9 protein-coding genes are annotated in these 12263 nt (G+C 44.6%); 4 read left to right on the top strand and 5 right to left on the bottom strand.

Going from position 1 to position 12263, the window contains the following annotated elements; genetic code table 11:
• Window positions 1–115: 115 nt before the first annotated feature.
• From sbcD to ACTRWI_RS11240, 3 genes are all read left to right on the top strand, one after another.
• Window positions 116–1369, top strand: coding sequence for an exonuclease subunit SbcD (sbcD, locus tag ACTRWI_RS11250; protein WP_499131392.1), 1254 nt, complete (start codon window positions 116–118; stop codon window positions 1367–1369).
• Between the two features lie 5 nt (window positions 1370–1374).
• Window positions 1375–5091 (top strand): AAA family ATPase, encoded by a 3717-nt coding sequence (locus tag ACTRWI_RS11245; protein ID WP_499131391.1) that lies wholly within the window; start codon window positions 1375–1377, stop codon window positions 5089–5091.
• 306 nt (window positions 5092–5397) lie between these two features.
• Window positions 5398–5541, top strand: a complete 144-nt coding sequence (locus ACTRWI_RS11240) for a DUF2256 domain-containing protein (protein ID WP_499131389.1) — start codon at window positions 5398–5400, stop codon at window positions 5539–5541.
• Between the two features lie 597 nt (window positions 5542–6138).
• Here the strand turns inward: ACTRWI_RS11240 and ACTRWI_RS11235 are convergent.
• The 4 genes from ACTRWI_RS11235 to ACTRWI_RS11220 form a co-directional block, all read right to left on the bottom strand.
• On the bottom strand, window positions 6139–6879 hold the full coding sequence (locus tag ACTRWI_RS11235) for an SDR family oxidoreductase (protein ID WP_499131387.1): 741 nt from the start codon (window positions 6877–6879) through the stop codon (window positions 6139–6141).
• On the bottom strand, window positions 6879–8438 hold the full coding sequence (locus ACTRWI_RS11230; protein ID WP_499131386.1) for a cryptochrome/photolyase family protein: 1560 nt from the start codon (window positions 8436–8438) through the stop codon (window positions 6879–6881). Before ACTRWI_RS11230 ends, ACTRWI_RS11235 begins: the two co-directional genes overlap by 1 nt.
• A complete protein-coding gene (locus ACTRWI_RS11225) occupies window positions 8435–9793 on the bottom strand; it encodes a DASH family cryptochrome (protein WP_499131385.1) in 1359 nt (452 codons plus the stop codon). Before ACTRWI_RS11225 ends, ACTRWI_RS11230 begins: the two co-directional genes overlap by 4 nt.
• A gap of 247 nt (window positions 9794–10040) precedes the next feature.
• On the bottom strand, window positions 10041–10418 hold the full coding sequence (locus ACTRWI_RS11220) for a universal stress protein (RefSeq protein ID WP_499131383.1): 378 nt from the start codon (window positions 10416–10418) through the stop codon (window positions 10041–10043).
• Window positions 10419–10936: 518 nt separating this feature from the next.
• Between ACTRWI_RS11220 and ACTRWI_RS11215 the strand changes: the two genes are divergently transcribed.
• Window positions 10937–11380 carry a GNAT family N-acetyltransferase gene (locus ACTRWI_RS11215; RefSeq protein WP_499131395.1) on the top strand — a complete coding sequence of 148 codons (444 nt, stop codon included), beginning with the start codon at window positions 10937–10939 and terminating at the stop codon, window positions 11378–11380.
• Window positions 11381–11416: 36 nt separating this feature from the next.
• Here the strand turns inward: ACTRWI_RS11215 and ACTRWI_RS11210 are convergent, their stop codons facing one another.
• Window positions 11417–12217 carry a 4'-phosphopantetheinyl transferase family protein gene (locus ACTRWI_RS11210; RefSeq protein ID WP_499131381.1) on the bottom strand — a complete coding sequence of 267 codons (801 nt, stop codon included), beginning with the start codon at window positions 12215–12217 and terminating at the stop codon, window positions 11417–11419.
• Between the last annotated feature and the right edge of the window lie 46 nt (window positions 12218–12263).

The raw sequence follows: 12263 nt of genomic DNA, 5'->3' as shown, positions 1-12263 counted from the left end.
TATAGCTTATGATGCGATCATGCATAAAATTATCTGCTTTTCACAAGCTTATAAAAGGGAATTGTATGAGCGATTTTGGTAGATTATAGGTATTACCGACTTCCAGTGAGCAGCAATGAAGATTCTTCACACGTCCGATTGGCACCTTGGCCAAAACTTCTACAATAAAAGTCGTAAGAATGAACATGAACGGTTCTTACAATGGTTACTTGAGCAAGTTACCGAATATGATATCGATGCGATCATCGTTGCTGGTGATATTTTCGATACCAGTACGCCACCAAGTTACGCTCGTGAGATGTATAACAAGTTTGTTGTCGATTCGAACAAGATCGGCTGTCAATTGGTACTGCTAGGCGGAAACCACGATTCAGTTTCAGTTCTGAAAGAGTCACAACAGCTGCTCAAATACATGGGCGCTGACGTCATTCCAAATACCAACGAAGATCATGCAACTCAGGTTCTTGAACTCAAGGGTAAAACGGGCGATGTAGAAGCGCTTGTGTGTGCTATTCCCTTTATTCGTCCTCGTGATGTACTTACCAGTCAAGCCGGTGTTTCTGGCGTAGAGCGTCAAAAACAGCTTGGTGATGCAATCAAGCAGCACTACCAAAGTGTTTATGAGGCGGCAGTCGCCAAGCGTGCTACTTATGAAAACCATGAGCACATGCCAATCATTGCTACAGGGCACCTTACTGCAATGGGCGTCCAACAGTCAGATTCTGTACGTGATATTTACGTTGGTAACCTAGATGGCTTTGCAGCGGATGGTTTCCCAGATGCTGACTACATTGCTCTTGGTCATATTCATCGTCCTCAAGTGGTTGCTAAGCGTGAATACATTCGTTATTCCGGTTCTCCAATCCCACTGAGCTTTGATGAGCTTAAATCTCAGAAGCAGGTGTGCGTGGTTGAATTTTCTGAAGGCGAGCGCACCATTTCTCAATTGGCCGTTCCAACTTTCCAGCCATTAGCCGAAATTAAAGGCGACTTGAGCGAGATAGAGTCTCAACTGAATCAATATCTTGGTTTGGATGGCGAACAGAGCGTGTGGTTGTCGATAGAGGTTCAGGCTCAAGATTACCTATCTGATTTACAAGAGCGTATGCGTGCATTGACTGAAGGCTTGAATGTTGAAGTATTACAACTGCGCCGTGCAAGAGAGCGTCGCAACCAAGCGTTGGCGCAAGAATCAGCAGAAACTCTGTCTGAACTGAGCCCGATGGACGTGTTTACCAAGCGTATTGCCTTAGAAGAGTTCGAAACTGAGTCTGAAAAAGCCCGCTTAGAGCGAATGACGGTCAAGTTTAAGCAAGTCATGGTCGAAGTGTTTGAAAGCGCTCAAGCAACAAACAAAGTAGAAGAGTAACGAGTATGAAGATTTTAAACCTAGAATTTGAAAACCTAAACTCTTTGAAAGGGCGTTGGAAGCTCGATTTCACCCAATCACCGTTTGCAGAAAACGGCCTGTTTGCAATCACGGGTCCAACAGGTGCGGGTAAGACGACAATTCTGGATGCGATTTGTTTAGCGCTATTCCACCGCACGCCTCGTTTGAAAAGTATAGCGAAGGGCAATAACGAGTTAATGACTCGCGGTACGGGTGAGTGTTTTGCTGAGCTTGAATTTGAAGTGCAGGGCAAAACGTACCGTTCTAACTTCCACCAAAAGCGAGCTCGTGGCAAGCATGATGGTGCACTGCAAACACCAACATGTGAATTTGCGGATGCAGACACCGATAAAGTCTTAGAGACCATGTTGACCAAGAAAACTAAGTTGGTAGAGCAGGTGACTGGTTTGGACTTCTCGCGCTTTACTAAGTCGATCATGCTTTCTCAAGGCGAATTTGCTGCATTCTTGAATGCCAACGCGAATGACCGTGCCGAATTGTTGGAAGAACTTACTGGTACTGAAGTCTATAGCCTGATTTCAGAACGTATTTACGATCATTTCAAATTGAGTGAAGAGTCGCTTAATCATCTAAAGGCAAAAGCTGAGGGTATGAGTTTACTGTCTGATGAGCAGATTCAAGAGCTGACAACAGAGCGTGACACGTTAGAAGCTGAACAGAAGCGTTTAGCAGAACAGCTAAAAGAGTGGCAAGCTCACCTTAGCTGGTGGAAAGACGTGACCAAAGCGCAGCATACTGTTGCGACCAGTGAACAAGACCTAAAAACAGCACAAAGCGATTTAGAGCAAAACCAACCATCCTTGACGCGTTTGGCAAACAGCGAACCGGCTGAGAAATTACGACCGCTGCACAAAGACCTAAAACGCTGCGAGAATGAGCTCAATCTTACGCAAATTAACCTAGATAACAGTACTAAGTTGCTCACAGTGCGCGAGGCCGAGAAGTTAGATGCCCAAACTAAACTGACTCAAAGTAACGAAGCGGTTGAAAACGTAAAAGCCGAGCAACAAGATCAAGAAAAGGTCATTGAGCAAGTCCGCCCACTCGACAATCAAATATCGGTACTCAAAGACAAGCATACCTTGGCAGTTAACGCCGCAAATACGTTGAATGAACAACACGCACAGCAACGTACTCAACAGCTTATGTTGGTGCAACAGATTGACGAGTTGAAACAGCGAGAAAAGCTGAGCGCTGACTATTTAGAGGCGCATCAGGCGGACCAACACCTCGAAAAGCACCTAGGTCAGTGGCAAGCCAAAGTTGATCAAGTACGCACGTTAGAGTCGCAGCATTCGCAACAACTCAACCTAGCGAAGCAAACCTATACGGCACTAGAAGCTCAACAATCTGTGATTAAAAACGCAAAACAAACCAAAGCATCGCAAGATCAAGCTCTAGCTGAATTGGTGCTGGCCGAAAACGCTACCAAGCAGCAATGGGAAGCTCTACACGCTAAAACCAGTGAAACAGCATTACTTTCCCAAAAAGAGCTGTTGGAGCTTTGGAATCGCAACATTCACTCGTTGTTCGAAATTAATCGTGGTTTTGTAAACGCACAGCAACAGCTAGGTGTTAAGACACAAGCACACCAAACTAACGCTCAGCAAGCTGAGAAGCTATCGAAAGAGCGTGAAGTACTGGTAGAGCGATACAAAGAGAAAGAGACATCACTTGAGCGCTTAACCTTATTAATCGCGCAAGAGGGAGAGTTAGCTAAGTACCGTGCGAAGTTGGAACCTGGCTCTGAATGTCCACTGTGTGGTTCTACTGAACATACGGTTGAGCAGTCGCAAGATATTGCGAACTTGATTGCTCAGCAAGAGCGAGAAAAATATGAGTTAGCGATTATTAAGAAAGATGGTCAAGAACATCGTCAACAGTTGGATTCTCTTGCTCCTATGATCACAGCACTAAGCGATGATATTCAACGTGCACAAGCGGATATTCAGCAAGCGCAACTTAACTGGCAATCTGTAATAGGTAAGCTTCAACAGAGTTTGTCTGACTTTCCTGCAGTGACCCTGGAGTTCACACTGCTTTCCGTGGCTGACCTAGGGAATGAACCTGAAGTGACGACTTTTGTTGAGCAATGCGAGCTTCATTTAAATCAAACCCAGCAGCAGCTGAAAGTCTTAGTGGATACAAAAAACAGCTATGCCGAGGCCGAGAAACAACGTTTATCAGCTAGCGTTATGGCTGATAAAGCGCAAGCTAATCTTGTGTTAGCGGAGGAGCGTCTCAACGACCTCAATAAGCAAAACCAAGCTGCGAATGAGCAAGCAAGTCAAACCGTGCAAGCTAAAGAGCAACAGTGGCACTCACTCAAAGAGAGCATTGTAGAAACCTCGATTGAGGCTCCTGAACTTGAGCATATTGATGCTTGGTTTGCTGAAAAACTGCAAGCCTCAAATACATGGCTGCAAACCAAACAGCAACAGACTGAGCTAGAAAAGCGTTTGATTACCCAATGTGCTGAGCAAAAAACACTGGATGATAAACTAAACAGTGTGCAAAAAGAGCTGGATGCGCTAAGCAAAGAAAGCGAATTGCTAACAGCGGAGTTAGCTCGTATTAGCGGTGAAAGAGCACAGTTGTTTGGTGAGCAAGACATTCAAGTCGCAAGCCAAGCAATGAAGCAAAAGGTAACAGATGCAGTTGCAGCGTTTGACGTGGCTCAGTTGGTACTTAATCGCTGTGAATTGGAACATCGAACCGAACAAACGAAACATACCGGTTTTTCTGATGAATTAACTACGAAGCAAACAAGCCACACAGAAGCGACCAATGCTTGGGTTGAAGCTTTGCAAGTGAGCCCATTTGAAGCGGAAGTTGATTTTGAAGCGGCATTGCTCGATGAAGAGGTGCACACTCAATTACAAAACCTTAAAAAGTCTCTGGATGAAGCAATTGTCAGTGCAAAAGCAAGGCTGAATGCGGCAAATGCAGCGCAAGTGGAGCTACAAAACCACGAAAATGCGCAAGCATGGCAAGAACAAGACCAACAGAAAGTGGAGCAGGCGACGGCTGATTGCCAAGAAGCTCAGCAAAGCCATGCGAGTAAAATTGGCGCAATCTCTGCCAACCTTGAAACTGATCGTCAGAACCGAATTAACCAGCAAGATTTGTTTAAGAAGATCTCTGAACAACAAGTTGAGTTCGATGATATCTCTCGCTTGAACTCGCTGATTGGCTCTAAGAATGGCGACAAGTTCCGTAAGTTTGCACAAGGGCTAACATTGGAAAACTTGGTGTACTTGGCAAACAAGCAATTGCAGCGTTTACATGGACGCTATGAATTAAAACGCAAAGCCGACGATGGCCTAGAGCTACAGGTACTCGACACCTGGCAGGGCGACGTAATGCGCGATACCAAAACTCTGTCTGGTGGCGAAAGCTTCTTGGTGAGTTTGGCGTTGGCACTCGCGTTATCTGATCTTGTTAGTTATAAAACCAGTATTGATTCTCTATTCTTAGATGAAGGCTTTGGCACGCTTGATAGTGACACGCTAGACATCGCATTGAACGCACTCGATAACTTGAATGCATCAGGCAAAATGATTGGTGTCATTAGTCACGTTGAAGCTTTGAAAGAGCGTGTGCCTGTGCAGTTGAAAGTGACCAAGCATGCAGGCCTTGGCGTTAGCGAGATGGAAAAGCAGTACAAAGTGGTAGCCTGATATCTTCAAGATTGGTCGGCTGGTATCAAAACCCTAGTGTGTTGAGTTGAAATGGTTTCAGCTTCAACAAAAGCAAATCTCCAACTCAGTCGCTCCTCCTTCTTGGGGGGACGGAGTGGGGCTCTCACTTGTATACCAATGGCTAGACGAGACGGTCGGACGATAGAGAGTTCCGGCCATTATTTTAAGTGAGGTAAGCTCGCTTGGATATGACAACTGCCGTCATTCCGTATAGCGAGGAATGCGCTTAATAGGGAATCTCTCTGTTAGAACTTCAATGAATAGACTAAGACACAAGGAACATTCATGCACAAAAAGCCACACCTGCCTTCAAAGACATGCCCTGTGTGTCAGAAGCCATTCGCATGGCGCAAGAAGTGGGAGCGCTGTTGGGATGAAGTCGTGTATTGCTCTGAGCGTTGTCGCCGTAACAAACCTAAGCAAAGCTAGACTGTAGCAAGGCTAGATCTTGTTAGCACAACCTTCGTCACTCCCTACCGCGAGGAACGAGCGTGATAGGGAATGTCACTAACGTTAAGCGAATGTCTTAATGAGATCCCTGACTCAGTCGTTCCTCCTTCTCGGGAATGAAGTCGAGTGCTGTAAGGTACTCGTTAAATGAATGTTGGTTTCGCTCAATAGGTTGCGAGTACTGCTTATATTCTGAATAAAAGTAATGGTAGCTTTGTTAGCGCAATCTTCGTCATTCCCTACAGCGAGGGACGAACGTGGTAGGGAATCTCACCAACGTTTAGCCAAAGTCTTTAAGAGATTCCCGTCTCAGCCATTCCTTCTTCTCGGGAATGACGGTGAAAGGTTCTGGAGTTGACTATTTCGTATACTTCCTACTTGCACAGTACTTAGTAATCGTCATGCCCATGTGTGAGGATGTCCCGCGTGAGTGTAATAGACTTTGGATGTTTAATTGCCTCTTGGGTATTTATATAAGGGTTCGACATACTTAATGTCGTCATTCCCTACACTGACGGGCGAGCGTGATAGGGAATCTCAGTGCGGCTCCACTCTTCCCAACCTTATACTTTTACTTTACCAAGGTAACTGTTCACCGTTGTACGCGTAGAAGTGTCCACTTTGCTTGGGTGTGGCAGTGCGAATAATGTCGACGAGTTGATGAGCCACGTAAGCCGAATCGAACAGCTTTCCTTCCGGTACATTTGCTTGAAAGGGTTTCGACAACGCAGTATCAGTCGTCCCTGGGTGCAGCGCTAATATTGTGCCTTTCTTAATGGTTCGCCCCCACTCGATCGACATGGTTTTAATGAACATGTTGAGGGCTGCTTTTGATGAACGGTAGCTATACCAGCCACCTAATCTATTATCTGAAATACTGCCAACCTTGGCGGACACCACCGCAAACTTGGGATTGTCACTCGCTTTGAGTAGTGGAGTGAAGTGCTTAGCGAGCAACAAGCTTGGTAGGGTATTCACAGACATGTTTTTGAGGAAGAACTCTGGGTCGATAGACGACAAGTTCTTTTCTGGCCCACGTTCTGGCGTATGTAACATCCCAACACAGTTAACTAGCCAATCGAGTTGATCAAATTGAGCGCGTAATTCGACGATATCGGATTCTTGAGTCACGTCAACTTGGTGCCAAGTTAGGCGTTTATCACAAATCTCAGGCTTTTGGGTATGGTAAGTCGCTGCAACATGGATATCGAGAAAATCAAAGCGAGACAGTTCCGACAGTAGGTGCTTAACCACGGCGAGTCCAATGCCACCACTACCACCGATAACCAATATGTGTAATCTGAGTTGCTGCACCATTATAAGTTCTCCAAATTCATCAGTCGTTGTTCAGCGGTATCGAGTATTACTTGCTGTTCTTTTTCATCCATGTTGTCCCAAGAACGATAAAGCATTCCCATGCGAGGGTTTCGGTTTAAGGCGTCGCGGTGTTTATTCATAAAGCGCCAATACAAACTGTTAAACGGACATGAGTTATCACCACTACGCTCTTTAATTTTATAATGACAGCCTTTGCAGTAGTCACTCATGCGATTAATGTACGAACCGCTGGCAGAGTATGGTTTGGTTCCTACGATGCCGCCATCCGCAAATAGTGCCATACCTCGCGTATTGGGCATTTCAACCCATTCAATCGCATCAACGTAAATGCCGAGATACCAATTGTCGACTTGGTCTGGCGCAATACCTGCGATTAAGCAAAAGTTTCCCGTTACCATGAGTCTTTGAATATGGTGGGCATAAGCATACTCTAGCGACTGATCAATCGCGTGTTTCATGCAATTCATCTTAGTTTGGCCATCCCAAAAGTAATGCGGCAACGCATGGTCTGCTGAGTAGTGGTTCTTGGTCGCGTAAGCCGGCATGTTCGCCCAGTACACCGCGCGTATGTACTCACGCCAACCCAATATCTGACGAATGAACCCTTCGACCTGTGCAATATCGATAGTGGGTGCATTTTGCTTAGAAGAAGCGTGATAAGCAGAAAGAGCAGCCTCAATGACTTCGCTAGGGCTAAGAAGCTTGCTGTTTAACGAGAACGACAGTCGGCTGTGATACAAGCTCCACTTTGAGTCGTGTTCCACTGTCATTGCATCTTGAAAGTGGCCAAACAGTGGCAGACAAACTTGGCAGAAGTGAGCGAGCAAAGACAAACTTTGTGCACGATTTACAGGCCAAAGTAGTTGGTCACCAACTTGCCCTATGGTCGCAACTTGATGTCGTTCAATACGCTCGAGGATGGAAGATATATCGTTGGAAAACATCAAAGGTTGCGGCAGATTTTCGATGTCCTGTTTCTTGAGTTTTTTACGGTTGTTTGCATCATAGTTCCATTTACCGCCGACTGGTTTTCCGTCGTCTAAGAGAATGTCGAATCGCTTTCTCATTCGGCGGTAGAAATGCTCCATCATGATATGTTTGTCTTTCGGAAACTGTTCTTCGATTTCGGCAAAAGGAAACATGAAGTGCTCGGAGTCGTAGCACCCTTTGACGGTGTTAGATAGTTTAAGTTTGTTGAGCTGTTCTAATAGTCGATATTCGTCTGGTCTCTGGTATTCAAATTTCTCAGCGTCAAACTCGTTTGTGTAGTGCTGAAGAACGGCATCGAGATCTTTGAATTGTGTCGTATCATCCAAGGTTAAATGCAACACTTGATGCCCAAGTTGTGTCAGCTCTTCAGCGAAATAGTCCATGGCAGAGAAGAACGCTGCCACTTTTTGTATGTGTGAGGCAACATAGTCGGTTTCCTGCTTAAGTTCGGCGATAATGTAGATCACTTCATCACTGACATGATCGAACCAAGAGTGCTCAATATTGAGCTGGTCACCTAAAATTAGGCGTACAGTTTTGTATTTCATATTACGTCCTGATATCGAGTTGACGCCGAAGCTTCATCGTCCCGGTGCCACTTGTTGATAAAGGCGTGCTCTGGGTCATACATTTCTGTCTGCTTAACAAGATCGAAATGACGGGATTTAGATTGTGATTGATTGGCTGACTTTTGTTTGTTAGGGTTTTGAGTAGCCTGTGAATTTAGAGCTCCGGCGATATAAGCCCAATTCCCCCAATTCGACGCGACATCGTAATCGATGAGTTGGGTCTCGAAGTAGGCGGCACCGTGGCGCCAATCAATACCAAGCTCGTGAATCAAGCAGCTCGCGACTAGCTGTCTGCCTCTGTTAGACATATAACCCGTTGCGTTAAGCTGGCGCATGCAGGCGTCGACAATAGGGTAGTTGGTGTTGCCGCTTTTCCATCTGGCGAAGCTTGATCCCGTATTGGTATCGAACAATTGTTCGTTCGACAGAGCATTAGAATCTCGACCAAACAGCGACGTCCCGAGCGTTAGACACTTCCAATAGAAATATTCGCGCCACAACAACTCAAAGTAAATCCAATAGGTAGAATCGTTCGCGCCGCAATGCGCTTCAAATTGCTTTAAGTGGCGGTAAATGGTTTTTGGCGATACACACCCTAATGCTAGCCATGGCGAAAACTTAGTTGAGTTCTCGATGCCATCCAATGCGTTTCGTGTCTGTTTGTAGGTTCCAGCATAGTCATTTGAAAAGTAGTTTTCTAAGTGGATTAACCCTGCCGTTTCGCCGCCTATGTAGTCGCCTGTTTTTGAGTCGTTTAACTCAGGTAACGGCTTTCTATAAGACTTAGTAGCGGTTTGTGGCACTGGTGGAAGGTACGCTATTACACTCTCTTCTGTGTTGATCCCTAGACGTTCAACTTGAAGACGGAACTTGGTGAACGAGCGAGGCAGCTTGGTAAGTTCAAAGGGGAACGCATCACTCTCAAACAGAGTTGTGTGATGCTGCTGAGAGATGGATAAACCAGGACATTGCGTTAGCGTATCCTTAATTAACTGTCGCTCGTCATGGGCACAATGCGAACTGGCAAAAAAGTGTGTCACTTGCTGAGATTTGACGAGTTGAACTAAGTTCTCACTCGTATTTCGCTCTAATACAAAAAGGCGTTGTCCAAGACGCGCCAAACTCAAGGCTAAATCATCTATAGCTTGCTTAATGAAAAGGTGACGATGCGCCCCGTTTTCCTGTTCTTGTGAAAGTCTAACAGAGTAGGTAGAAAGCCTTGGTTCGATTGCGACACATACTAGCTCATCAACGAGCTGCGACGCCCGATGAAGTAGTGTGTTGCCGTTGATTCTTAAATCATTTGTAAAAAGATAGAGACCAATCTTTTTCATGCTTACACTCGTGAATTGTTATTTATTAGACGCTTACGAGTCGATACGCTAACAAGATCACAAATGATGTAGGGAAATCGGTAGACCTGAGCCAGAGGAAAAGGGACGATCACAAGAGGGTATTAAGCCAACCGAAATATGCCAACCAATAATACCGATAGAGGTTGGCAAGACTTAACGTTTTAACCGTTTAACAAAAGTTGCTATTCCATCGGAACCACTAAGATATCAATCGGAGAGGTGTCGATTATCTGTTTCCGAGTGGGAAATGATTATGCCAAAAATCATGGTGATGGCCCCACATCAATAGGTCAACGTTATTTTCTGAGATAGTGTTCTTGAGCTTATCATTCAAATCGCCCGTACCTACAAAAATATGCTTAATTGGGTGCTTTGCGTAAGCTTCGAACTCCTTTAAGTTGTTAACGGCATCTTGATTGATAGGTAAATCTCCGTCGTTTGCTTGAATATCTACCAGCTCAGGGTAAATTTCGCTATGCGTACCATCCATGTAGACAAACGAAATACCCGCATCGAATTTATCAGCGAAGAAAGTTGCTGTATCAATCAGTACTTTGGTGTCGTCAGACAGTTCAACTACGACTAGAATATGTCGGTATTCCACAATTTAAGCCTTTTGTTGTGGATTATGTAACAAGCATAGTTTTTTCGCACAAATGATATCGAAGAGGTCCCATATTAGGGTAAATCGTCATTCAAAGATCTTATAAAGGCTATCCTGTATATAGCGCTCTGATTGATAAGAAATTTACAAAAGGTTGATATAGTGGATGAAGCGCTAGCAAGGAAACGCGCCACCAACTGAGGCAGCTCGCCAAGTGATTCACGATTGGTTGGAAGAGAGCAAGCAAACGTACCCCAATCAACATTGGCTAAAGTAGGCTGGATGAATTAGAAGGGAACCTATATGTATCAACAAGGCGATTTATGCCCACATTGTGGTTTGTTATTACGATGCCAACAGACTTACAAGCCGACTGTTTAGGTTGTGGAGAAGAGATCAATCAAGACGCCGATTACATTCATTATGAGGATGAAAAGTAGGTTAATACAGTCTTTTGAGTGAATTGTTTAACTGAGTGGCTCTTATTTCAATTGCTCGTATTTAAAAAGGAAATTTAAATACAAAAAGTCGTTTCTAGACAATGTGCCCAGCACTCTCCAAACTGGCAAGAGCTTAAACGCCTTTTTCAAAGTGAATGGTTGGAATTTGAGTTTAAATCAGCCTATTCAGAACAATCGGACCCAACCAATGTTCATCTCCCGCTAGTGATCGTGGTCATTCGAGAAAATATCGTCATTGGTAGCTTAGCGTATTCCCATTTTCAAGGACCTCATCAAGTAAGAGATGTCGTCTGGATTAACGCTGTTTATGTTGATGAAAAATGGCGAGGCCAAGGCATTGCGAGTGAATTGATCTTGCGAGCGGTTCAAGAATGTCAACCTTTTACCAATCGAAAGCTGCAGAAGATTCTGCGTCTCATCTTTATGCCTATACCAATATACCGTCCTTGTACTTGTCTCTCGATTGATCGAGTGTCGATACTGACCAAGCACACCACGTAGTGAGCATTTCCCAATAGAATTTATAAAGCGCGACAGCTAGCAATCACGTGAGTAATAACACAAAGTTAAAAAGGCTTTGTGTTGTGCTAAGTACCAGTATTCGCAGCTTATTTCCTTCAACGTGTTAGTTCGTAGTTTAATGCTTTCACTTAGCTCAAACTCCATTGTTTTTTGGTTTATTTGCTTCAATTTTGCATCAGTAAAATTCAAACCTCGTGTCGAGAACTTAGCCAGTGCCTTGTATATCGCCTCTTTGGCTGAGAAGAGCAGTGTTATGGCTTGTTCTTTGGTTAACTCAACACTCACCGCTAAATCAACTTCTCGTTCGGCCACAATCATGCTTTCAATCTCTCTACAAACGTCGCTCGAAATGAGCTCTTGCACATCGAGACCAAGGTTTTCTCGGTCTGGACAACAGGAGGGGGTGACTACAACGCATGCCAAATTTGTGCAGTGTGAAATTGAGCCAATAGCGCCACAAGGGAATCTAGGACTGCGATCGATGTTCGACTCAAGAGTGCAATATTCAAACCCTAACTCATTAAGCCTGTTCGCGACTAAATAGCGGCCAACAAAATACTCAGCTTTTCTCTTATTAATGGAGTGAGCGATGACATCAGGGCAATAAATATTGGTTTGTTCGAACATGACATCGTAAAAGCGTGTTCCGTCAAACTGTGTAACGTGGATTTCGATACCTTCGCGCTGCGAGGTTCCAATATTCAAAGTGGTGTTGGCCTTTTCACAAAGCAATAACGTTGACTCTGCATGAAGGGTTAGTCCGTTACTCAGAAGGCCAAAATCTTTAGAGAGTACGCGAAAAGTTTTATTCATCATTAGGTTAACCATTTTGCAACAAGGATAACAATTACTGCCAAGCCTT

Source organism: Pseudoalteromonas sp. G5_S1_14_S5 (assembly GCF_054968605.1).
The sequence above is the reverse complement of the archived record's forward strand: the minus strand, read 5'-3'. Positions and strand labels throughout refer to the sequence as shown.

What these genes read in the sequence shown, in the direction of transcription:
- ACTRWI_RS11210 (WP_499131381.1), bottom strand. Translation starts at nt 12,217, where the DNA reads ATGATGAATAAAACTTTTCGCGTACTCTCTAAAGATTTTGGCCTTCTG.
- ACTRWI_RS11235 (WP_499131387.1), bottom strand. Translation starts at nt 6,879, where the DNA reads ATGGTGCAGCAACTCAGATTACACATATTGGTTATCGGTGGTAGTGGT.
- ACTRWI_RS11245 (WP_499131391.1), top strand. Translation starts at nt 1,375, where the DNA reads ATGAAGATTTTAAACCTAGAATTTGAAAACCTAAACTCTTTGAAAGGG.
- ACTRWI_RS11240 (WP_499131389.1), top strand. Translation starts at nt 5,398, where the DNA reads ATGCACAAAAAGCCACACCTGCCTTCAAAGACATGCCCTGTGTGTCAG.
- ACTRWI_RS11230 (WP_499131386.1), bottom strand. Translation starts at nt 8,438, where the DNA reads ATGAAATACAAAACTGTACGCCTAATTTTAGGTGACCAGCTCAATATT.
- ACTRWI_RS11225 (WP_499131385.1), bottom strand. Translation starts at nt 9,793, where the DNA reads ATGAAAAAGATTGGTCTCTATCTTTTTACAAATGATTTAAGAATCAAC.
- sbcD (WP_499131392.1), top strand. Translation starts at nt 116, where the DNA reads ATGAAGATTCTTCACACGTCCGATTGGCACCTTGGCCAAAACTTCTAC.